Below are 20,912 nucleotides of genomic sequence, written 5' to 3' on the forward strand. Positions count from 1 at the left end.
GCAGGGTTATTCGAGGCGGGCCAGACGCTCTTCCAGCGCCGCAATCCGCGTTTCAAGTTCTTCGATCCGCTCAACCGATACGCCGCCCGTGCCACGTTCGACCGGGTTCTGCCGTGCCGCCAGGATCACTTCGATGTCCGCCGGGTCGCCCAAGGCGTGCATGTAGCGGTCTTCACGCTGACCGGCCTGGCGCGCAATCAACAGCGCCAGACCTCGAGCAATCAAGCGTTCCAGTTGATGCACGACCTGTTCGGCGTCTTCGAAGTCATGCATGCGGCCGCTGCGGGTCAGCAGTTCATTGACCGTTTGGGGGCCGCGCAGGAACAGCAGCCCCGCAAGAATGACCTGCGCCGGCACCAGTTCCAGCGCCTTGTCGACTTTATGTTCCCAGCGATCGGCACGACTGCCCATCACCAATTTGGTAAAACCGCGTCCTTCGAGGGCGCGCAGACTCTGGCCGACCTGACCCTGGGTAAGGTTCATCACCGGCTCGCGGCTGGTTTTCTGGTTGCAGGCAATCACCAGCGCATTGAGGGTCAGTGGATAGGTTTCCGGGCTGGTGGCCTGTTTTTCGATCAACGAACCCAGAATGCGGATTTCCGTGCTGTTAAGTCGCGGCTCGTCGAAGGTCGTTTCTTGCTCAGTGCTCATCGCGCTTTTCCCTATGCAGTCGAAGCATGCAGTCGAAGCCGCCTAGCGTAATCCTTGCAGGATAAAAGACAAGCCGCAGGAGGGGCGGGGATGGCTATAATCGGCCCACGTTTCCCTCCTGTCACAACACGAGACTGCCATGACTATTTCCCTGTACGCCGCTTCCGTCCCGGTTTTCAAACAAATGCTCAACGCCCTGAGCGACGTTTTGAACAAGGCCGAAGCCCACGCCACCGCCAAGAACATCGACCCAAACGCTTTATTGCAAGCCCGTCTGTACCCGGACATGTTCCCGCTGGTACGTCAGGTGCAGATCGCCGTTGATTTCGCCAAGGGCGTTTCCGCGCGTCTGGCCGAAGTTGAACTGCCAAAATACGACGACACCGAAACCACCTTCGTCGAGCTGCAAGCGTTGATCGCCAAGGTGCTGGCCTTCATCGGTGAGATCAAACCAGAACAAATCGACGGCAAGGAAGGCATCGAAATCATCACTCGTCAGGGCACGCCGAAAGAGAAGCGCTTCACCGGCCAGACTTACCTGCTGAGCTACGGCCTGCCGCAATTCTTCTTCCACATCACCACCACTTACGCACTGCTGCGTCACAACGGTGTGGAAGTGGGCAAGCGCGATTACATGGGCGCGTTCTAAACCGCTCAGGCAATAAAAAGCCCCCGCAGCCTGAGTTGCGGGGGCTTTTTTACAGCTAAGCATTTTTCATCTGCACCGCTGATCCTCTGGGAGCGGGTTTAGGCCAGACGCTGGGCTTTCTCGTCTTCACCCAGGCACGCCGCCGCCGTGAACAATACGTCGGTGGAGGAGTTCAGGGCGGTTTCCGCCGAGTCCTGCAACACACCGATGATGAAACCGACCGCCACCACTTGCATGGCGATTTCACTTGGAATGCCAAACAGGCTGCACGCCAATGGAATCAGCAGTAACGAGCCGCCAGCCACACCCGAAGCGCCACAGGCACAAATCGCTGCCACGACGCTCAGCAGGATGGCCGTCGGAATGTCCACGGCGATGCCCAAAGTATGCACGGCTGCCAGGGTCAGCACGGTAATGGTGATCGCCGCGCCGGCCATGTTGATGGTCGCGCCGAGCGGAATCGAAACCGAGTAAGTGTCTTCGTGCAGGCCCAGGCGCTTGCTCAATGCCAGATTGACCGGAATGTTCGCCGCCGAACTGCGGGTGAAAAACGCGGTGATGCCACTTTCCCGCAGGCACATCAGCACCAGCGGATACGGGTTGCGACGCAGTTTCCAGAACACGATCACCGGGTTCATCACCAGCGCCACGAACAGCATGCAGCCCAGCAGCACCGCCAGCAGATGCACGTAGCCGATCAAGGCGCCGAAACCGGAGGTGGCGAGGGTAGAAGCCACCAGGCCGAAAATGCCCAGCGGCGCGAAACGAATCACTAAACGCACGATCAGGGTCACGCCATTGGACAGGTCGCCCAGCACTTCGCGCGTCGTGTCACCGGCATGGCGAATGGCAACGCCCATACCAATCGCCCACGCCAGAATGCCGATGAAGTTGGCATTCATCAGCGCGCTGACCGGGTTGTCGACCACACTCAGCAACAGACTTTGCAACACTTCACTGATACCGCCCGGCGCGGTGACCGCAACGTCGTGAGTCGCCAATACCAGGCTCGACGGGAACAACGTACTGGCGACAACGGCCACCACCGCCGCCGCAAAAGTCCCCAGCAGATACAGAAACAGAATCGGCCGGATGTGGGTTTCCTGGCCGTGCTTATGGTTGGCGATAGACGCCATGACCAGCACGAACACCAGAATCGGCGCGACCGCTTTCAGTGCCGATACGAAGACTTTGCCGATGAACGCAGTGGACTTCGCCACCTCCGGCGCGAACAACGCCAGGGCAATCCCGGCGATCAGGCCGATGATGATTTGTGTGACCAGGCTTAAGCGTTTCAGGCGTAACCATAGCGAAGGGGATGAAACGGTCATAAAACGGCATCTCTGATTTTTTTAGGTGCGGGGTATCGCGACATCAATGCCAATCAATGGCCGATGAATAGGGTGTACATATCGCAGGGCGCGGACTTTATCACAGTGGCCTTTATCCTTCAGACCTGTGACGATCTGCCGCCCGTGGGGCCAACGAGATTGGCAGGTTCGTGCAACCCTGATTGGAAACACTCTGTTAAGATTCGCCATCCTCATTTTCAAGTCATGCCAGTGGGCCTTCGGGCTATCGCTGGTGTCGTCGTTTTCTGGAGTTCTGCATGTTGTTGCCCATCCTTCTGTTGTCTGCTGCCGGTTTCACGGTGCTGACCACGGAATTCATCATCGTCGGCCTGTTGCCGGCCATCGCTCGAGACCTTGACGTCAGCGTCCCCCAAGCGGGTTTGCTGGTGACCTTGTTCGCCTTCACGGTCGCCGCATTCGGGCCGTTCCTGACCGCGTATTTCGCCCGGTTCGAGCGCCGCAAGTTGTTCATCTCGGTGCTGATCATGTTCGGTCTTGCCAACACCCTCGCGGCGTTTGCGCCGAACATTTGGGTAATGGCCATTGCCCGGTTGATTCCGGCGCTGGGATTGCCGGTGTTCTGGGCGCTGGCCAGTGAGACGGCGGTGGGCATTGTCGGCCCGGACTATGCCGGCCGCGCCATCGCCAAGATCGGTTTTGGCATTGTTTGCGCCACGGTGTTCGGCATTCCTGTGGGCACACTGATCTCCGATGCATTCGGCTGGCGCAGTGCCTTTGGCATTCTGGCGGTGATCGCGTTTGCCAAGGCGTTGCTGCTATTTATCTACCTGCCGAAAACCAATCTGCATCAGCATCAAGTGAGTTTCCGCTCGCAGTTAAAGATCCTGCGCAGCCCGCTGATGGTGGGGCATGTGCTGCTGTCGATCCTGGTGTTCAGCGGCATGTTCACCGCTTACACCTACCTGGCGGACATTCTTGAGCGCTTGGCCGGTTTCAACGGCACGGTGGTCGGTTGGTGCCTGATGGGCTTCGGCGCGGTCGGGTTGATCGGCAACTCACTGGGTGGCCGCGCGGTGGATCGTCATCCGTTGATCGCCTCAATGATGTTCTGCGCGTTCATGATCGCCGGCATGGTGGCGCTGGTGCCGAACATTCATTCGCCGCTGGGCCTGGCAGCGGCGATGGGGATCTGGGGCGTGACTCAGGCGGCGTTGTTCCTGGTCAGTCATGTGCGTTTGATGAAGGCTGCGCCCGAAGCGCCGGCCTTTGCTGCGTCGCTGAACATCGCCGGGGCCAACTTGGGAATCGGCTTGGGCGCGATGGTGGGCGGGCGAGTGATCGACAGCGTTGGCCTGGGAGGCCTTGGGTTTGCGGCCGCCGGTTTTATCCTTGTCTCGATCCTCTTGGCAATCGCGCTGATGACCTTCAAACCCCGCGAAGTCTGCGCCTGACACTTCAAAGCTCGGTGAACAGCTCGCGTCGGGCACCTTCGGTAATGGCAACAATGCCGGGGTGCTTGACCTTGCGTTCCACCGAAATGGCGTAGAACGATTCGGTGACCGCGTCGGTCTGGCCAATCAACTCCACGCCGTATTGGCGCTTCACTTCATCGGCAATCACGCTTGGGCCGATGAAAATCCCGCTGCCGGATTGACCGAAAGCCTGCATCAAGGCGCTGTCGTCGAACTCGCCGACGATGCGCGGCTGGATCTGCTGCTCGGCAAACCAGCGCTGCAAGCGACTGCGCACCACGGTCTCTGGCCCGGGAATCAATAGGGGTGCGCCGTGCAGGCTGCGGGGGAAGTCCTGACCGTAGCGCGCCGCCAATTCAGCGGTGGCAAAGAAGCTGATCCCGCATTCCCCGAGTTTCTGGCTGTAGCCCTTGATGTCCAGGTGCGATGGCATCGGGCTGTCGGAGATGACCAGATCCAGGCGCTGGATCGCCAGGTCGGCGAGCAGGCGTTCGAGTTTGTCTTCACGACAGGTGATGCGTAGCGGCTCACTCAATTCCATGGTCGGCGCAATCAGCCGATAGACGATGGATTTGGGTACCACGTCGGCCACACCCACCCGAAACAGAATCTGCTGCTCATTGGGCTGCGCTCGCAACATCAACTCCAGTTCACCTCCCAGCTGAAACATTTGCTCGGCGTAGGGCAGGGTCTGACGTCCAGCTTCCGTCAGCTCAAGCTGTCGGCCGACCCGGCGAAACAGCTCGATGCCATAGGTCTGTTCGAGCAGGGAAATCTGCCCGCTGATGGTCTGTGGCGTCAGGTTCAGCTGCTCGCAGGCGCGCACGATGCTGCCGGTTTTGGCCACTACCCAGAAGTAATGCAATTGCCGATAATTGAGCATATCGATCTACAGTTCGTTAAAACCGAAGTATAACCGCTAAAAATACGAATTTTCCTGAAGTGTTTGCCTCCCTAGAATGCCTCGCTATCAACGGGCCATCGTTTCGGTTCGGTTTGTTCTATCGAGGAAAGCATCATGAAGCTTAAAACCACGGCACTGTTGATTACGTCTTTACTGGTATTGGCCGGTTGTGACCAGGCCGAGAAAAGCGCTCAGCAATTGATGGGCAAGGCTGCCGAAACCGCCAAGCAAGCGATCGATGACACCCACAAAGCCGCCGAGCAAGCAATCAGCGACGCCACCGGCGGCCTGATCAGCAAGAAAGAATCATCAAACGAAGATAAAGACAAAACCGAATCTTCGTCCCAGGAAATCTAAACCGTTTAAAACGAGTCAGGACTGACCCATGGAATACCTTTTAGAACTTGCTGCAAGCCCTACCGCCTGGGTCGCCCTGGCCACGTTGATCGTCATGGAGATCGTGCTCGGCATCGATAACCTGATCTTCATTTCGATCCTGACCAACAAGCTGCCCGAGCAGCATCGGCAGAAGGCGCGGCGCATCGGCATCGGCATGGCGCTGATCCTGCGACTGGCGCTGTTGAGCACCATCGCGTTCATCGTCCAGCTGACCGAGCCGGTGATCGATATCTTCGGCCATGCGTTCTCCTGGAAAGACATGATCCTGGTCGCCGGTGGCCTGTTCCTGTTGTGGAAGGCGACCACCGAGATCCATCACAGCATGGACCCGGCACCGGATGATCCGAAGTCGGCTACTTCGGCCGTGACGCTTGGCTTCGCTGCCGCCATCGGTCAGATCCTGATGCTGGACATGGTGTTCTCCATCGACAGCATCATTACCGCTGTCGGCATGACCGAGCATCTGCCGATCATGATCATCGCGGTGGTGGTGTCGGTGCTGGTGATGTTGCTGGCGGCTGATCCTTTGGCCAAGTTCATCAACGACAACCCGACAGTGGTCATGCTGGCGCTGGGCTTCCTGATCATGATCGGCATGACGCTGATCGCCGAAGGCTTCGGCGCCCACGTACCGAAAGGCTACGTCTACGCGGCCATGGCGTTCTCGGCGACGATCGAGGGTTTGAACATGATGTCGCGGCGGTCAAAGCAAAAGCGTGTAGCTACTGAAGCTTAACGGGCGATAAACGAAACGGCCGCCTGCGCTCGAAAGAGGGCAGGCGGCCGTTTTTTTTGCTGTTAAAAAAAGTGCCAGTCAGTGCGCGCTGGCGTGGTGTGCAGTAGTTTCATCCGTTTTCACCACCGGCGCCGATTGAGCAGGGTGGTGATGGTGCCGACGGGTAATTCGCAAGACCCCCCATAACATGGCGGCGGCAACGGCCAGCCAGCCAGAAATCAACATCACAATGGTCATTGCCAGGCTCATCAGTGCCTCCTCTTCGCCCTGCTGCGGGCACATACTCTTTGCAAATGACAGTCTAGTCGCTGCTGTGTTTCAGGCTATTGACCAAAGGTCGGCTGTCACCAATCAGTTCGCTCTATCGAATGCAATCATCTGCCGGTTAAGGCTATACCGCCGCCGCTCGGCGTCCTATGATCGACGCCCAAGCCGGGAGCGCAAATGCCTGGCGTCCAAATCAAGAGAGTGATGATGGTGCGGGTATTTTCTCGAATTCGATCTTTAGTGCTGGTCGTTGGCTGCGTTGCAGGCCTGGCCGGCTGCGCGGGGAGTGTGGCGCCTGAAATCAAGCGTTTGCCGGAGCGTGTCGAACTCAGTGGCACGTTCTACCGTGGCGTGGCGAATCAAAGCGGGCCGCAGGTGCTGGCCAGCCTGTTGTCCCAACAAGGCATTGTGATTACCCCAGGTTTGCTCGAAAAGCCGTTGCATTTGCCGGGTGCCGAAGCCCAGTTGCAGCAGAGCATGCAGAACCTCGCTCGCGAGTACGGCATGGTCGTCTATCCCCTCGACAGCAACCTGCCAGCGCTGTTGACCCAGGTCGCGGCTGGATATCCGGTGATGGTGCGCTTTACTGAAGGCTCGGCGTTCTGGGCTGAACCCCGTTACGCCATTCTTGCCGGGTACAATCGCCAAAAGCGCACCGTGCTGCTGCGTTCGGGCATGAATCGTCGGGAGTTGATGGGTTTCGGTTCGTTTGAATCGGCGCTCAAGGATGCCGGTGGCTGGGCCGTGCTGATTCAGAAGCCAAATCAGCTGCCGACCAATGTCGATCAACAGCGATGGCTCAAGGCTGCGAGCGATCTTGCCCAGGCAGGTCAGGAGCAAGCGGCAGCCAGGGCGAAAAAAGCGCTGAGCGCACAATAAGTCCGTTCGTCATCTGTCGGGCACCTCTGCACGTTGCCGACTTCTAAGGTATAGGGCCCGGATTTCTACGGGCTGTGACCAGGAGGCGCCCATGGCACATTCCAATACCCCCGTCGGCCCGCACTCGTCCGAGCATTCGTCGGGCGATGAGTTGGGGTTCGATCCCGACTCACCGGACCTCGCCGATCCTCAGGTCGACCCCATCGGACCCGCCAAGGCCCCCAGGGATGTGAAGCCGGGCGACAATCCCAAGGTGCCTGCGAAGCCTTACGATCCACTCGCCGATCTGAAACCCTGAGCCTTAGTGAGGTGCGTATGTCTACTGATTCGAGTTTCAACGACAAACGTCCGGACAGCGTTCCAACCACCCCTGAAAACGACATCGATCCCGTGTTGGATCCGGACAGTCCCTTACGGGATCCTCTGGCCAGACCTGTGGTAGTGACGACGGAACATCCACGGGGCTGGAAAGACCCGAGTGCCGGGGACGGCATTCCGGGCGACGATCAGATGCCACTGCCCAATGATTAACGCAACACGGAACAAGCCCCGAATGATCGCAATGCTGTTCACTTAAGCGGAGCAGCTTTGCGGTTAACCGGATACCGGGTTTTTGACATCTTCACCGCCCTGGGCCTCGCCGGTCTGGGGCGTTTTGTTATGAAAAGCACACCGACGCTACCGCGAAGCTCCTCCAGGCGTCTGGGTGTGTGTGACGGCGACACTGCTCCAGCCATGACGACGAGATGGCTGGCGATGTGCCGACAGGCAAACTTGAAACTCACTTCGCTCGGCGCTCGCTTGTGAGCAACCGCCGCCTGACTGGCTTCCCGACGTACCACGTTGTAAGCCAGTAAGAGTCCCCACAACTCTTGATACACCAGATCCACGGTCTTGCTGCGCAGGGTCAAGGCATTGTCTTGCATCGAGCTTTTGATATCCCTGAAGCCCAGCTCTATTTCCCATCGCTCGTGATAAAGGCTGGCGATCTGTTCGGCGCTGAAGTGTGAGGCCGGCAGCGAGGTGAAGACGGTTTTTTCTTTCCCTTCGACTTCATAGGTGACGGCCCGTACTTGCCAGTACTCAGGCAAAAGTGGGTTCTTCTTGCGTGCCTGCGGCGAGACTTTCATCTGTACCAGGTAATCACCATCGCCGTAGTGTTCAATCTCTGTACGAACCGTACCTTTGCGCTCCGGGATCATCCAATGCCGGTTTCTCTCAGTACTTTGGATGCTCAACAACAAGTCTGCACTGAAAAAACCTTTGTCCAGCAGTGTCACCGAATGATTGGGTATGGTCTCGACGAAGTCCTTGGCCAGCGGGATTTCGCCCTTGCGGTAAGGGCTGATAGCCGCATTGGCGATGATGTGAGAGCGGGCGTTCATCAGCGCAACAAGGCGCAGCACCGGATAGGGAGTTTGACGCTCGGAGGAGGTATTGCCGGAGCCAAAATGTTCGCGCAATGATGACGTTTCCGGGGTTCGAAACAAGGCACCGTCGACGGCAAAAACCTGAAGGCCGTGCCAGTCGTCTTGCGGGTAGCGCTCGTATCCCCAGGTATTGGCGCACTGCTGAAACAGCCAGGCCACGGGCTGGTTACCCAGGCGCTGGCGCGCCTGAGACAGGCCGCTTTTGGCCAAAAGCACTTCATTGGCAAGGCCGTCGGCACAGATATTGAGTCGGCGAGCGACCTCAACTATTGGCTCTCCTCTGAAAAGCGCCATCCCCACTACCAGCCAAAGGACCATGTCCGAAGGCAGGCGTCGACGTCGGATAGTCGCTTTGTCCGCCAGAGCGGCCGCAGCGGTGATCCAATCCTGAGGAATGTGATCGGTGAACACCTCAAGGCGTGAGAGTGGCTGTTCAGCGAAGTCCAGAACAGCGCTTAAATCCTGAGCAACAGACATAAAAAATCCGGAATCTTTATCAGATTCCGGATTTTCCTGCTGTCTGAGAATTAGTCAACAATCCTTAAGTGAACAGCATTGCCGAATGATCGGGGCTTTTTTTTCTGTCGCTTAATTACTTCGACGCTTCAACTACGCCACTCTGACGATGTTTGAGGTTCTTGTCGGATTTGTACTGCAGGGCTACAGACGGCACGTTCGTGCCCTTGCCGGTTTCCACCCAGCTGCGAATACGGCTGGCATCGGCAAAGTGTGTGTACTTGCCGAAAGCATCAAGAATCACCAGCGCAACCTGGCGATTACCCATGCTGGTAACCAGCACCAGACAGTGACCGGCCTCATTGGTGAATCCGGTTTTCGTCAGTTTGATGTCCCAGTTCGGCTTTCTGACCAGATGGTCGGTATTACGGAAACCCAGGCTGTAATTGGGTTTGCGGAACGAGACGGTTTTTTCCTTGGTCGTGCTCAGCTCAGTCAATAGTGGATGCTTGTGCGCGGCAACCAACAGTTTGCTCAGGTCGCGGGCGGTGGACACGTTGCGAGGGGAGAGACCGGTCGGTTCGACGAAGTGGGTGCTGGTCATGCCCAGTGCCTTGGCTTTGGCATTCATCGCTGCAATGAACGCGACATAACCGCCGCGGTAGTGATGGGCAAGGCTCGCGGCAGCGCGATTTTCCGAGGACATCAGGGCAATCAGCAGCATTTCCCGGCGCGGCAATTCGCTTTTGAGTTTGACTCGGGAAAACACGCCTTTCATTTCCGGCGTGTCGCTGATGTTGATGGAAAGGTATTCGTCCATGTTCTGATTGGCTTCGACCACGATCAGGCCAGTCATCAGTTTGCTGACGGAAGCGATCGGGACAACCACGTCAGGGTTGCTGGCATAGATGACTTTGTTGGTCTGCATATCCATCAGCAATGCGCTGCCGGAAGCGATCTTGAGTTGTGAGGTGTCGCGGGGCGCCGAGGTTGTTTCGGCGGCGTTGGCCATTGGCGTGATGAACGTCCCTGTAAATGCAAAAAATAGGCTCAGGATGGAAAGACGGATTTTCACGCTGGCAGACTCATTAGGTGTGGATTAGCCGTTCTGTAACGGGTTGTTTCTTCAAGTTGACGCATTTTAGGAGTATGGCTGAAGAACTGTCGATGGTTGTTCGAAGATCAGGTGAAAGACCTTGAAAACCTGCGCTAAAGGGGAGTTTCCGGCGAGTGGTAGGGGTTTTTGGTCAGGCAAAAAGAACCCCGCCATTGGCGAGGTTCTTTTGTTTGCCGCGGCTGTAAAAACAGTGATTCAGCCGTGCAGGGTTTCGGCTGCATACAGCGTATTTTCAAGCAGGCAGGCACGAGTCATCGGGCCAACGCCACCCGGGACTGGAGTGATCCAGCCGGCGCGGGGCAGGGCGGTTTCGTAGATCACGTCACCGACCAGTTTGCCGTCTTCCTGTCGGTTGATGCCGACGTCGATCACGATCGCGCCTTCCTTGATCCATTCCCCCTTGACCAGCCCCGGCTTGCCGGCGGCGACCACCACCAGGTCGGCACGGCCGACATGGCCCGCCAGATCTTTGGTGAAACGGTGGGTGACAGTCACGGTGCAGCCGGCCAGTAGCAATTCCATCGCCATCGGGCGGCCAACAATGTTGGAGGCCCCGACAACCACGGCGTCCATCCCGTAAAGATCGACACCGGTGCTTTCCAGCAACGTCATGATGCCTTTAGGGGTGCACGGACGCAGCAGCGGAATACGCTGGGCCAGGCGGCCGACGTTATAAGGGTGGAAACCGTCGACGTCTTTGTCTGGACGAATGCGCTCCAGCAATTTGGAGGCGTCCAGGTGTTCAGGTAATGGAAGCTGCAGCAGAACGCCATCAATCACTGGATCGTCGTTCAAACGATCAATCAGATCAGTCAGCGCTTCTTGAGTGGTTTCGGAGGGCAGGTCATAGGCTTGAGAAATGAAGCCGACCTCTTCACAGTCTTTACGCTTGTGCGAGACATAAACCTGAGAGGCAGGATCGCTGCCGACCAGGATCACCGCGAGGCCGGGCGTGCGCAGGCCTTGCTGGCGACGCTCATTGACGCGTTTGGCGATCTGCTGGCGCAGGCTGGCGGCGATCGATTTGCCGTCGATTAGTTGTGCAGTCATTGCGCGTGATTAACCATCGAGAGGGGAAAAAAAGAGAACGCATTCTCGCATGTCATGAGGTAAGGGCAAAGGCGCTTGGTCTGCAAATTCCCCTAACCCCTTTAATTAAATGAATTTTTTATAAAAAAGAGTTGACGACCCTCAGGGTCACCTATAACATTCGTCGCACTTGTCGGGCACAGCCTAGCACTGGTTAAGAAGGTCAAGCAGAGTTGATGTTTAATTCGGTCAGACTGAAAGCACTTAGTTTGTAATCGTCCAAGAATACAGATTAACAAGGCGCCCGTAGCTCAGCTGGATAGAGCATCCGCCTTCTAAGCGGATGGTCGCAGGTTCGAGTCCTGCCGGGTGCGCCATTAGGCAGCTTTGGCACAAGTAACGCAACATGGCAATATGGTGGGCGTAGCTCAGTTGGTAGAGCACGGGATTGTGACTCCCGTTGTCGAGGGTTCGATCCCCTTCGTCCACCCCATATTTAGAAAGGCGCCAGATTAACAGTCTGGCGCCTTTGCTTTAAAAGCTTGATGCGGATGTGGTGGAATTGGTAGACACACTGGATTTAGGTTCCAGCGCCGCAAGGTGTGAGAGTTCGAGTCTCTCCGTCCGCACCATTACAAGTAGCTATTTAATAGCAGAAAACGGCGCAGCACCTGAAAAGGGCTGCGCCGTTTTTGTTTTAGAAATCTGAATTTTAAAAACGACCGCAGGGTCTGGGTCGAGAGGGCGGGTCGGGTCGTCGGATTTGTTTCTCGATGATACTGATTCGTCCGTTGGTCCCCTCGGGGGTCGACTGTCAGGGATGGATTGCCGGTGTCTTCTATATATAGAAGGATTGGTGCAGAGCCCTGGCATGATTGGTTGTATTTGCTTACAGGGCGAGGCACAACCGTTTGTCCCCGCCTATAAATTGCCTGCTGCTTTTTTACCCGTTTTCAGTAGGGTGACTTCTTGAGTTTGACCTACTAGAATGCATGCCCTTGATTCTGGGGTCGGAAACGGCCGGCTAACGTCTGTGCAACGAGGAATATCCATGCAAGTTTCTGTTGAAAATACTTCTGCTCTTGAGCGCCGCATGAGCATCACCGTGCCGGCGGAGCGCATCGAGACTCAGATCAACAAGCGTCTGCAGCAGACTGCCCAAAAGGCCAAGATTGCTGGCTTCCGTCCAGGCAAAGTGCCAATGAGTGAAATCAAGCGCCGTTTTGGTGCTGATGCACGTCAGGAAGCCGTGGGCGATGTGATCCAGTCTTCGTTCTACGAAGCTGTTGTCGAGCAGAAGCTGAACCCGGCTGGCGCTCCTTCGATCGAGCCTAAATCGATGGAAGCCGGCAAAGATCTGGAATACGTCGCAATCTTCGAAGTGTTCCCTGAGTTCACCGTTGCTGGTTTCGAAGGTATCACTGTCGAGCGCCTGAGCGCTGACGTGGCTGATGCCGATCTGGACAAAATGCTGGAAGTCCTGCGCAAGCAGAACACCCGTTTCGAAGCCGCCGATCGCGCTGCTCAAAACGAAGACCAACTGAATATCGATTTCGTTGGCAAGGTTGACGGCGAAGTGTTCGCTGGCGGTTCCGCCAAAGGTACTCAGCTGGTTCTGGGTTCAGGTCGCATGATCCCTGGTTTTGAAGACGGTCTTGTTGGCGCTAAAGCCGGCGAAGAGCGCGTTCTGAACCTGACCTTCCCAGAGGACTATCAGAACCTCGACCTGGCCGGTAAAACCGCTGAGTTCACCGTTACCGTGAACACTGTTTCCGAGCCAAAACTGCCAGAGCTGACCGAAGAATTCTTCGCTCAATTCGGTATCAAGGAAACGGGTCTGGAAGGCTTCCGCACCGAAGTTCGCAAGAACATGGAGCGTGAACTGCGTCAGGCGATCAAATCCAAAGTCAAGAATCAGGTAATGGACGGTCTGCTGGCCACCAACCCGATCGAAGTGCCTAAGGCTCTGCTGTCGAACGAAGTTGACCGTCTGCGCGTGCAGGCTGTTCAGCAGTTTGGCGGCAACATCAAGCCTGACCAGCTGCCGGCCGAGCTGTTCGAAGAACAAGCCAAGCGCCGCGTTGTGCTGGGTCTGATCGTGGCTGAAGTGGTCAAGCAGTTCGACCTCAAGCCTGACGACGCCCGCGTTCGTGAAATGATTCAGGAAATGGCTTCGGCTTACCAAGAGCCTGAGCAGGTTGTGTCTTGGTACTACAAGAACGACCAGCAACTGAACGAAGTTCGTTCGGTTGTGCTGGAAGAGCAAGTTGTGGATACTGTTCTGCAGAAAGCTAGCGTGACCGACAAATCGGTCTCTTACGAAGAAGCGGTCAAGCCGGTAGAAGCTCCACAAGCCGACTGATCGTTTTTGCGGTAAGAAGTACACACATAAGCCAGCCTTCGTGCTGGCTTATGCGTATTCAAGACATAACTATTTGGGAGTGACTGCAGAGCATGTTCCGTAATTCGTATATTCAGCAGAACTCTGATATCCAGGCCGCAGGCGGCCTGGTCCCGATGGTTGTCGAGCAGTCCGCTCGTGGCGAGCGCGCCTACGACATTTACTCGCGCCTTCTCAAGGAGCGAGTGATCTTTCTGGTTGGCCCGGTAGAGGACTACATGGCCAACCTGATCTGTGCGCAACTGCTGTTCCTTGAAGCGGAAAACCCGGACAAGGACATCCATCTCTATATCAACTCCCCGGGCGGTTCGGTGACAGCGGGCATGTCGATCTACGACACCATGCAGTTCATCAAACCCAACGTGTCGACCACCTGTATCGGTCAGGCGTGCAGCATGGGCGCTTTTCTACTGACAGCCGGTGCTCCTGGCAAGCGTTTCTGCTTGCCGAACTCACGCGTGATGATTCACCAGCCACTGGGCGGTTTCCAGGGGCAGGCGTCGGATATCGAAATCCATGCCAAGGAAATCCTCTTCATTCGTGAGCGTCTCAACACGCTGATGGCCAAGCATAGCGGGCACACTCTTGAAGAGATCGAGCGTGATACCAACCGCGATAACTTCATGAGTGCAGAAGCCGCACGCGAATATGGGTTGATCGATGAAGTGATCACCCAGCGCCCCGCTTAAAATAAGCAGCTCAAAATAGGGGTGGTCGGCTGCTCCGATCACCAGCGGGCTTGAAAAAGCCCGCAATAGCCTTCATCTTGTGTTGCAAGCCTATCGGATTTGGATCGAACGAATGACTGACACCCGCAACGGCGAGGACAACGGCAAGCTGCTCTATTGCTCCTTCTGTGGCAAAAGCCAGCATGAAGTGCGTAAGTTGATTGCCGGCCCCTCGGTCTTTATTTGCGACGAGTGCGTCGACCTGTGCAATGACATCATCCGTGAGGAGGTGCAGGAAGCCCAGGCCGAAAGCAGCGCGCATAAATTGCCTTCGCCTAAAGAAATCAGCGGCATCCTTGATCAGTATGTGATTGGTCAGGAGCGTGCGAAAAAGGTTCTGGCCGTAGCGGTATACAACCACTACAAGCGTCTGAACCAGCGCGACAAGAAAAGTGACGACGTCGAACTCGGCAAGAGCAACATCCTGCTGATCGGCCCGACAGGCTCGGGTAAAACCCTGCTTGCCGAAACACTGGCCCGCTTGCTGAACGTTCCGTTCACCATCGCCGACGCAACCACCCTCACCGAGGCGGGTTACGTAGGTGAAGATGTCGAGAACATCATTCAGAAGCTGCTGCAGAAGTGCGATTACGACGTAGAAAAAGCCCAGATGGGCATTGTCTACATCGATGAGATCGACAAGATCTCGCGCAAGTCTGACAACCCGTCGATCACTCGGGACGTTTCCGGTGAAGGCGTGCAGCAGGCCTTGCTCAAGTTGATCGAAGGCACGGTCGCTTCCGTTCCACCTCAAGGTGGTCGCAAGCATCCGCAGCAGGAATTCCTTCAGGTTGACACCCGTAACATTCTGTTCATCTGCGGCGGCGCATTCTCCGGTCTGGAAAAGGTTATTCAAAACCGTTCCACCAAGGGCGGCATCGGTTTCAACGCGGAAGTACGCAGTAAGGAAGAAGGCAAGAAGGTGGGTGAATCCCTGCGTGAAGTCGAACCTGACGATCTGGTCAAGTTCGGTCTGATCCCGGAGTTCGTCGGTCGTCTGCCGGTGCTTGCCACGCTGGACGAGCTTGATGAGGCTGCGTTGATGCAGATTCTCACCGAGCCGAAGAATGCTCTGACCAAACAGTATGCCAAGCTGTTCGAGATGGAAGGTGTGGACCTGGAGTTCCGGGCCGACGCTTTGAAATCGGTCGCCAAACGTGCTCTGGAACGCAAAACCGGTGCTCGTGGACTGCGTTCGATTCTCGAAGGTGTATTGCTCGACACTATGTATGAAATCCCCTCGCAGTCCGAGGTGAGTAAAGTAGTGATCGACGAAAGCGTTATAGAAGGCAAGTCCAAGCCACTGTATATCTACGAAAACAGTGAGCCTGCTGCCAAGGCAGCGCCAGACGCTTAAGCGTCAGGCAGCTGGAACAAAGAAGGGGCCTTCGGGCCCCTTTTCTTTTAAAGCGTTTTTAACACCCTCTTTGCGCTTGTTTTTTTTCAAAGCAGCCCCCATCTTGGTTTCAAGCTTACTTCCATCTGTTTACGGCCTTATGGCCGCCGTAGAGGCGAAATCATGAAGACAACCATCGAATTGCCTCTCCTGCCATTGCGTGATGTCGTGGTTTATCCGCACATGGTTATCCCGCTGTTCGTGGGGCGCGAGAAATCCATCGAAGCCCTCGAGGCAGCGATGACGGGCGACAAGCAGATCCTTCTGCTGGCTCAGAGAAACCCTGCTGACGACGATCCCGGTGAAGACGCACTTTATCGCGTAGGTACCATTGCTACCGTTCTGCAGCTGCTCAAGCTGCCTGACGGCACGGTCAAGGTTTTGGTTGAAGGCGAGCAGCGAGGCGCCGTTGAGCGTTTCAGCGAAGTGGACGGCCACTGCCGTGCCGAAGTCTCATTGATCGACGAAATCGACGCGCCGGAGCGCGAGTCGGAAGTGTTCGTCCGCAGCCTGCTGGCTCAGTTCGAACAATATGTGCAGCTGGGCAAGAAAGTCCCGGCTGAAGTCCTGTCGTCGCTCAACAGCATCGACGAACCAGGTCGCCTGGTCGACACCATGGCCGCGCACATGGCCCTGAAGATTGAGCAGAAGCAGGAAATCCTCGAAATTATCGATTTGTCGGCCCGGGTCGAGCACGTTCTTGCGTTGCTGGATACGGAGATCGACTTGCTGCAAGTCGAAAAACGCATTCGCGGTCGCGTTAAGAAACAAATGGAGCGCAGTCAGCGCGAGTACTACCTGAATGAGCAGATGAAGGCCATTCAGAAAGAGCTTGGCGACAGCGACGAAGGCCACAACGAAATCGAAGAGCTGAAAAAACGCATCGATGCCGCTGGTCTACCTAAAGATGCCTTGGCCAAAGCCCAGGGTGAACTGAACAAATTGAAACAAATGTCGCCAATGTCTGCGGAAGCGACCGTGGTCCGCTCGTATATTGACTGGCTGGTTCAGGTGCCGTGGAAGGCGCAGAGCAAAGTACGCCTTGATCTCGCGCGCGCAGAAGATATTCTCGATGCAGACCACTATGGTCTGGAAGAAGTCAAAGAACGGATTCTCGAATACCTCGCCGTGCAAAAACGTGTGAAGAAAATTCGTGGCCCGGTGTTGTGCCTGGTCGGTCCTCCGGGTGTGGGTAAAACTTCGCTGGCGGAGTCGATCGCTCACGCCACCAACCGAAAATTCGTGCGTATGGCCCTCGGCGGCGTACGCGATGAAGCGGAAATTCGCGGTCATCGCCGTACTTATATCGGTTCGATGCCAGGAAGATTGATTCAAAAGATGACAAAGGTGGGCGTCCGTAACCCGCTATTCCTGCTCGATGAAATCGACAAAATGGGCAGTGACATGCGTGGCGATCCAGCGTCGGCGTTGCTGGAAGTGCTCGACCCGGAGCAAAATCACAACTTCAACGATCACTATCTGGAAGTCGACTACGACCTGTCCGATGTGATGTTCCTTTGCACCTCGAACTCCATGAACATTCCGCCAGCCCTGCTGGACCGGATGGAAGTGATTCGTCTGCCGGGTTACACCGAAGACGAGAAGATCAACATTGCTGTCAAATACCTTTCGCCAAAGCAGATTACTGCCAACGGCTTGAAAAAAGGTGAGCTGGAATTCGACGCCGAAGCGATCCGCGACATCATCCGCTACTACACCCGTGAAGCCGGTGTACGGGGGCTGGAGCGCCAGATTGCCAAGGTTTGCCGCAAGACGGTCAAAGAGCATTCACTGGAAAAACGTTTCTCGGTGAAGGTCACGGCCGAGATGCTGGAACACTTCCTGGGCGTGCGCAAATTCCGCTACGGTCTGGCCGAATCGCAGGATCAGATCGGTCAGGTTACCGGGCTGGCGTGGACTCAGGTGGGTGGTGAGTTGCTGACCATCGAAGCTGCCGTCGTGCCGGGTAAAGGCCAGTTGATCAAGACCGGTTCTTTGGGTGACGTGATGGTCGAATCGATCACTGCGGCCCTGACCGTTGTCCGCAGTCGCGCGAAGAGCCTGGGGATTCCCCTGGACTTCCACGAGAAGCGCGACACGCATATCCACATGCCGGAAGGGGCGACCCCGAAGGACGGTCCTAGCGCCGGTGTAGGCATGTGCACGGCTCTGGTGTCGGCTTTGACCGGGATTCCTGTACGCGCGGACGTTGCCATGACCGGCGAAATTACGCTACGTGGTCAGGTACTGGCGATTGGTGGTCTGAAAGAAAAACTGCTCGCTGCTCACCGTGGCGGGATCAAGACCGTGATCATTCCGGAAGAGAACGTACGCGATCTGAAGGAAATTCCTGACAATATCAAGCAAGATCTGCAGATTAAACCGGTTAAATGGATTGACGAAGTCCTGCAAATTGCGCTGCAATACGCGCCGGAGCCCTTGCCCGATGTAGCTCCAGAGATAGTTGCAAAGGATGAAAAGCGCGAGTCTGACTCTAAGGAAAGAATTAGCACGCATTAGTACGCATTTGCCTGGGGGGCTTCCTTGACAGCTTTTTAGAGCCCTTGTTATAAAGCGGCTCTTAAGTGTCTGTAGGCCATTCAGCACTCGTTTTTGCTTTCACCAAAAAACTTAGAATCATACTCAAATAGATATAAGGGGACTTAGAGTGAACAAGTCGGAACTGATTGATGCTATCGCTGCATCCGCTGATATCCCGAAAGCTGCTGCTGGCCGTGCGCTGGACGCTGTAATCGAATCCGTCACTGGCGCTCTCAAGGCTGGCGATTCTGTTGTTCTGGTTGGTTTCGGTACTTTCTCCGTCACCGATCGTCCAGCTCGCATTGGTCGTAACCCACAGACCGGTAAGACGCTGGAAATCGCAGCCGCTAAAAAACCAGGTTTCAAAGCCGGTAAAGCACTGAAAGAAGCTGTTAACTAAGCTCGATTCAGGTTTTTGCCTATCCGGGTCGGGGTCATGCCTGACCTGGCAGCGGAGCGGTAGTCCGGTCGACGAGTCGCCGATCCGAGACGCCGAGGCTCGCAAGTTCGAGTCATCGGTCCGCTCCGCCAGTTACGAGAAGGCGCATCCTCGGATGCGCCTTTCTTCTATCCGGATTCTACCCACGCTCCACGGTTGCCTAATTTTGAAGTTCAACCGTTTCTGGGGGACGCATGCTGCAGAATATCAGGGACAATTCACAAGGCTGGATTGCCAAGACCATTATCGGGATCATCGTTGTATTGATGGCGTTCACCGGTATCGAGGCCATTTTCCAGGCGACGACCACCAGCCAGGACGCGGCCAAGGTCAATGGTGAAGAAATCAGCCAGAACGAGCTGAGCCAGGCGGTCGATATGCAACGCCGTCAGCTCATGCAACAGCTGGGCAAGGATTTCGATGCTTCCTTGCTCGACGAAAAAATGCTGCGCGAATCCGCCCTCAAAGGCTTGATCGATCGCAAGCTGCTGCTGCAAGGTGCAGAAGATTCGAAATTCGCCTTTTCCGAAGCTGCTTTGGACCAAGTGATCCTGCAAACGCCTGAATTCCAGGTCGATGGCAAGTTCAGCGCTGAGCGTTTCGACCAGGTGATTCGTCAACTCGGCTACAGCCGCATGCAATTCCGCCAGATGCTGGCTCAGGAAATGCTGATCGGTCAGCTGCGCGCTGGTCTGGCGGGTAGCGGTTTCGTCACCGATGCACAGGTTCTGGCATTCGCCCGTCTGGAAAAACAGACCCGCGATTTCGCTTCCTTGAATGTCAAGGTTGACCCGGCGGCTGTGAAGCTGACCGACGATGAAGTCAAAGCCTACTACGACGAACACGCCAAGGAATTCATGACGCCGGATCAGGTGGTCATCGATTACCTCGAGTTGAAGAAGGCTTCCTTCTTTGATCAGGTCAGCGTTAAGGACGAAGACCTGCAAGCGGCGTATCAGAAAGAAACCGCGAACCTGTCCGAACAACGCCGGGCCGCGCACATTCTGATCGAAGTGAACGACAAGGTGACCGAAGCGCAAGCCAAGGCCAAGATCGATGAAATCCAGGCGCGTCTGGCAAAAGGCGAGAAGTTCGAGGCTTTGGCCAAGGAGTTCTCGCAGGATCCTGGTTCGGCAAACATCGGTGGTGACCTCGGCTATGCAGGTCCTGGTGTCTACGATCCAGCCTTCGAAACAGCGCTGTACGCGTTGGCCAAGGATCAGGTTTCGGCGCCGGTCCGCACCGACTTCGGCTTTCACCTGATCAAGCTGTTGGGCGTGGAAGCACCTGAAGTGCCGACGTTAGCCAGTTTGAAAGACAAGCTGACCCGTGAGTTGAAAGCCCAGCAGGTCGAGCAGCGTTTCGTTGACGCGACCAAGCAACTGGAAGACTCGTCGTTCGAAGCCTCCGATCTGGCTCAGCCGGCGCAGGACCTGAAGCTGACCGTTCACACGTCCAAGCCGTTCGGTCGTGAAGGTGGCGAAGGTGTTGCGGCCAACCGTGCCGTGGTCACTGCTGCGTTTAGCGCTGAAGTGCTGGATGAGGGTGCCAACAGCACCGCCATCGAGCTTGATCCGGAAACCGTGATCGTGCTGCGCGCCAAGGAGCACCTGAAACCTGCGCAACTGCCGCTCGAAAGCGTTGCTGCCAACATTCGCGTGCAATTGGCCAAGGAGCACGCCAGTGCTGCCGCCAAGACCAAGGCTGAAGAGCTGATTGTCAGTCTGCGCGATGGCAAGACACCGCTGGTCAAGGCGATCGACGGCCAGAACTGGAAAGCAATCCAGGCAGCCACTCGTGGCCAGGAAGGGGTTGACCCAACCGTGTTGCAAGCGCTGTTCCGCATGCCGAAGCCGGCAGCCAAGGACAAGCCGACCTTCAGTAGCGTGACCCTGACCGATGGTAGCCTGGTGATCGTGCGTCTGAACGGCGTCAACGAAGCCGCTGCACCGACTGAAGAGGAGAAGGCTCAATACCGTCGCTTCCTCGCCTCGCGCATTGGCCAGCAAGACTTTGCTGCTTACCGCAAGCAGCTGGAAGCCGAAGCAGACATCAAGCGTTTCTGATGCCTGTCTGAGTTTCCCGCAACATAAAAACCCCAGCCG

At 56.3% G+C, this 20,912-nt stretch carries 19 protein-coding genes, 3 tRNA genes and 1 pseudogene; 16 read left to right on the top strand and 7 right to left on the bottom strand.

Features of this window, described 5'->3' with window-relative positions:
- Positions 1–6 precede the first annotated feature (6 nt).
- Entirely contained in the window at positions 7–651 is a 645-nt protein-coding gene (locus ACYZTU_RS10400; RefSeq protein WP_461969922.1) for a YceH family protein, read from the bottom strand.
- A 139-nt stretch (positions 652–790) separates the two neighbouring features.
- Here ACYZTU_RS10400 and ACYZTU_RS10405 point away from each other — a divergent pair, with 139 nt between their 5' ends.
- A complete protein-coding gene (locus tag ACYZTU_RS10405) occupies positions 791–1,300 on the top strand; it encodes a DUF1993 domain-containing protein (RefSeq protein WP_461969924.1) in 510 nt (169 codons plus the stop codon).
- A gap of 98 nt (positions 1,301–1,398) precedes the next feature.
- On the opposite strand, the gene sstT is transcribed toward ACYZTU_RS10405, so the two are convergent.
- Positions 1,399–2,631 carry a serine/threonine transporter SstT gene (sstT, locus tag ACYZTU_RS10410; RefSeq protein ID WP_461969925.1) on the bottom strand — a complete coding sequence of 411 codons (1,233 nt, stop codon included), beginning with the start codon at positions 2,629–2,631 and terminating at the stop codon, positions 1,399–1,401.
- A gap of 278 nt (positions 2,632–2,909) precedes the next feature.
- Between sstT and ACYZTU_RS10415 the strand changes: the two genes are divergently transcribed.
- On the top strand, positions 2,910–4,064 hold the full coding sequence (locus ACYZTU_RS10415; RefSeq protein WP_461969927.1) for an MFS transporter: 1,155 nt from the start codon (positions 2,910–2,912) through the stop codon (positions 4,062–4,064).
- A 4-nt stretch (positions 4,065–4,068) separates the two neighbouring features.
- Here ACYZTU_RS10415 and nhaR read toward each other — a convergent pair whose 3' ends face one another.
- Positions 4,069–4,968 carry a transcriptional activator NhaR gene (nhaR, locus tag ACYZTU_RS10420; protein WP_282376458.1) on the bottom strand — a complete coding sequence of 300 codons (900 nt, stop codon included), beginning with the start codon at positions 4,966–4,968 and terminating at the stop codon, positions 4,069–4,071.
- Positions 4,969–5,103: 135 nt separating this feature from the next.
- Here nhaR and ACYZTU_RS10425 point away from each other — a divergent pair, with 135 nt between their 5' ends.
- Both ACYZTU_RS10425 and ACYZTU_RS10430 read left to right on the top strand, forming a co-directional pair.
- The gene (locus tag ACYZTU_RS10425; protein WP_283188639.1) at positions 5,104–5,346 is read left to right on the top strand and encodes a hypothetical protein; all 243 of its coding nucleotides are present in this window, start codon (positions 5,104–5,106) and stop codon (positions 5,344–5,346) included.
- 28 nt (positions 5,347–5,374) lie between these two features.
- Positions 5,375–6,124: a TerC family protein gene (locus ACYZTU_RS10430; RefSeq protein ID WP_461969929.1), complete on the top strand. Its 750-nt coding sequence runs from the start codon at positions 5,375–5,377 to the stop codon at positions 6,122–6,124.
- Positions 6,125–6,202: 78 nt separating this feature from the next.
- On the opposite strand, the gene ACYZTU_RS10435 is transcribed toward ACYZTU_RS10430, so the two are convergent.
- A complete protein-coding gene (locus ACYZTU_RS10435; protein WP_461969931.1) occupies positions 6,203–6,406 on the bottom strand; it encodes a hypothetical protein in 204 nt (67 codons plus the stop codon).
- Between the two features lie 134 nt (positions 6,407–6,540).
- Here ACYZTU_RS10435 and ACYZTU_RS10440 point away from each other — a divergent pair.
- The 3 genes and pseudogenes from ACYZTU_RS10440 to ACYZTU_RS10450 all read left to right on the top strand — a co-directional run bounded on the left by ACYZTU_RS10440 (position 6,541) and on the right by ACYZTU_RS10450 (position 7,801).
- Positions 6,541–7,270: pseudogene (locus ACYZTU_RS10440) on the top strand (peptidase C39 family protein).
- 91 nt (positions 7,271–7,361) lie between these two features.
- A complete protein-coding gene (locus ACYZTU_RS10445; RefSeq protein WP_461969933.1) occupies positions 7,362–7,568 on the top strand; it encodes a DUF6021 family protein in 207 nt (68 codons plus the stop codon).
- Positions 7,569–7,585: 17 nt separating this feature from the next.
- Positions 7,586–7,801, top strand: a complete 216-nt coding sequence (locus tag ACYZTU_RS10450; RefSeq protein WP_461969935.1) for a hypothetical protein — start codon at positions 7,586–7,588, stop codon at positions 7,799–7,801.
- A gap of 38 nt (positions 7,802–7,839) precedes the next feature.
- Here ACYZTU_RS10450 and ACYZTU_RS10455 read toward each other — a convergent pair whose 3' ends face one another.
- The 3 genes from ACYZTU_RS10455 to folD form a co-directional block, all read right to left on the bottom strand.
- Positions 7,840–9,177, bottom strand: coding sequence for an IS4 family transposase (locus ACYZTU_RS10455; RefSeq protein ID WP_461963881.1), 1,338 nt, complete (start codon positions 9,175–9,177; stop codon positions 7,840–7,842).
- Positions 9,178–9,292: 115 nt separating this feature from the next.
- Positions 9,293–10,231 carry a D-alanyl-D-alanine endopeptidase gene (gene pbpG / locus ACYZTU_RS10460; protein WP_461969937.1) on the bottom strand — a complete coding sequence of 313 codons (939 nt, stop codon included), beginning with the start codon at positions 10,229–10,231 and terminating at the stop codon, positions 9,293–9,295.
- Between the two features lie 237 nt (positions 10,232–10,468).
- Positions 10,469–11,323: a bifunctional methylenetetrahydrofolate dehydrogenase/methenyltetrahydrofolate cyclohydrolase FolD gene (gene folD, locus ACYZTU_RS10465; RefSeq protein WP_461969939.1), complete on the bottom strand. Its 855-nt coding sequence runs from the start codon at positions 11,321–11,323 to the stop codon at positions 10,469–10,471.
- 279 nt (positions 11,324–11,602) lie between these two features.
- Here folD and ACYZTU_RS10470 point away from each other — a divergent pair.
- The 9 genes from ACYZTU_RS10470 (at position 11,603) to ACYZTU_RS10510 (ending at position 20,873) form a co-directional block, all read left to right on the top strand.
- Positions 11,603–11,679 (top strand) — tRNA-Arg (locus ACYZTU_RS10470).
- Positions 11,680–11,719: 40 nt separating this feature from the next.
- Positions 11,720–11,795 (top strand) — tRNA-His (locus ACYZTU_RS10475).
- A gap of 54 nt (positions 11,796–11,849) precedes the next feature.
- Positions 11,850–11,934, top strand: a tRNA-Leu gene (locus ACYZTU_RS10480).
- 419 nt (positions 11,935–12,353) lie between these two features.
- Positions 12,354–13,664, top strand: a complete 1,311-nt coding sequence (gene tig / locus ACYZTU_RS10485) for a trigger factor (RefSeq protein ID WP_461969941.1) — start codon at positions 12,354–12,356, stop codon at positions 13,662–13,664.
- Between the two features lie 92 nt (positions 13,665–13,756).
- The gene (clpP, locus tag ACYZTU_RS10490; protein ID WP_461969943.1) at positions 13,757–14,392 is read left to right on the top strand and encodes an ATP-dependent Clp endopeptidase proteolytic subunit ClpP; all 636 of its coding nucleotides are present in this window, start codon (positions 13,757–13,759) and stop codon (positions 14,390–14,392) included.
- Positions 14,393–14,504: 112 nt separating this feature from the next.
- Positions 14,505–15,788: an ATP-dependent Clp protease ATP-binding subunit ClpX gene (gene clpX, locus ACYZTU_RS10495; RefSeq protein WP_149417943.1), complete on the top strand. Its 1,284-nt coding sequence runs from the start codon at positions 14,505–14,507 to the stop codon at positions 15,786–15,788.
- Between the two features lie 162 nt (positions 15,789–15,950).
- Positions 15,951–18,347, top strand: coding sequence for an endopeptidase La (lon, locus tag ACYZTU_RS10500; RefSeq protein WP_461969945.1), 2,397 nt, complete (start codon positions 15,951–15,953; stop codon positions 18,345–18,347).
- A gap of 148 nt (positions 18,348–18,495) precedes the next feature.
- Positions 18,496–18,768 (top strand): HU family DNA-binding protein, encoded by a 273-nt coding sequence (locus ACYZTU_RS10505; protein ID WP_002552737.1) that lies wholly within the window; start codon positions 18,496–18,498, stop codon positions 18,766–18,768.
- 233 nt (positions 18,769–19,001) lie between these two features.
- Positions 19,002–20,873, top strand: coding sequence for a SurA N-terminal domain-containing protein (locus tag ACYZTU_RS10510; protein ID WP_461969946.1), 1,872 nt, complete (start codon positions 19,002–19,004; stop codon positions 20,871–20,873).
- Positions 20,874–20,912 lie beyond the last annotated feature (39 nt).

This window comes from Pseudomonas sp. HLT2-19-2 (assembly GCF_054898005.1).

Excerpts from the sequence above, each read along its gene's own strand:
- folD (WP_461969939.1), bottom strand. The coding sequence starts at position 11,323 with ATGACTGCACAACTAATCGACGGCAAATCGATCGCCGCCAGCCTGCGC.
- ACYZTU_RS10435 (WP_461969931.1), bottom strand. The coding sequence starts at position 6,406 with ATGTGCCCGCAGCAGGGCGAAGAGGAGGCACTGATGAGCCTGGCAATG.
- ACYZTU_RS10415 (WP_461969927.1), top strand. The coding sequence starts at position 2,910 with ATGTTGTTGCCCATCCTTCTGTTGTCTGCTGCCGGTTTCACGGTGCTG.
- ACYZTU_RS10430 (WP_461969929.1), top strand. The coding sequence starts at position 5,375 with ATGGAATACCTTTTAGAACTTGCTGCAAGCCCTACCGCCTGGGTCGCC.
- ACYZTU_RS10405 (WP_461969924.1), top strand. The coding sequence starts at position 791 with ATGACTATTTCCCTGTACGCCGCTTCCGTCCCGGTTTTCAAACAAATG.
- ACYZTU_RS10455 (WP_461963881.1), bottom strand. The coding sequence starts at position 9,177 with ATGTCTGTTGCTCAGGATTTAAGCGCTGTTCTGGACTTCGCTGAACAG.
- sstT (WP_461969925.1), bottom strand. The coding sequence starts at position 2,631 with ATGACCGTTTCATCCCCTTCGCTATGGTTACGCCTGAAACGCTTAAGC.
- ACYZTU_RS10450 (WP_461969935.1), top strand. The coding sequence starts at position 7,586 with ATGTCTACTGATTCGAGTTTCAACGACAAACGTCCGGACAGCGTTCCA.
- clpP (WP_461969943.1), top strand. The coding sequence starts at position 13,757 with ATGTTCCGTAATTCGTATATTCAGCAGAACTCTGATATCCAGGCCGCA.
- ACYZTU_RS10445 (WP_461969933.1), top strand. The coding sequence starts at position 7,362 with ATGGCACATTCCAATACCCCCGTCGGCCCGCACTCGTCCGAGCATTCG.
- nhaR (WP_282376458.1), bottom strand. The coding sequence starts at position 4,968 with ATGCTCAATTATCGGCAATTGCATTACTTCTGGGTAGTGGCCAAAACC.
- ACYZTU_RS10425 (WP_283188639.1), top strand. The coding sequence starts at position 5,104 with ATGAAGCTTAAAACCACGGCACTGTTGATTACGTCTTTACTGGTATTG.
- clpX (WP_149417943.1), top strand. The coding sequence starts at position 14,505 with ATGACTGACACCCGCAACGGCGAGGACAACGGCAAGCTGCTCTATTGC.
- ACYZTU_RS10400 (WP_461969922.1), bottom strand. The coding sequence starts at position 651 with ATGAGCACTGAGCAAGAAACGACCTTCGACGAGCCGCGACTTAACAGC.
- lon (WP_461969945.1), top strand. The coding sequence starts at position 15,951 with ATGAAGACAACCATCGAATTGCCTCTCCTGCCATTGCGTGATGTCGTG.
- ACYZTU_RS10510 (WP_461969946.1), top strand. The coding sequence starts at position 19,002 with ATGCTGCAGAATATCAGGGACAATTCACAAGGCTGGATTGCCAAGACC.
- tig (WP_461969941.1), top strand. The coding sequence starts at position 12,354 with ATGCAAGTTTCTGTTGAAAATACTTCTGCTCTTGAGCGCCGCATGAGC.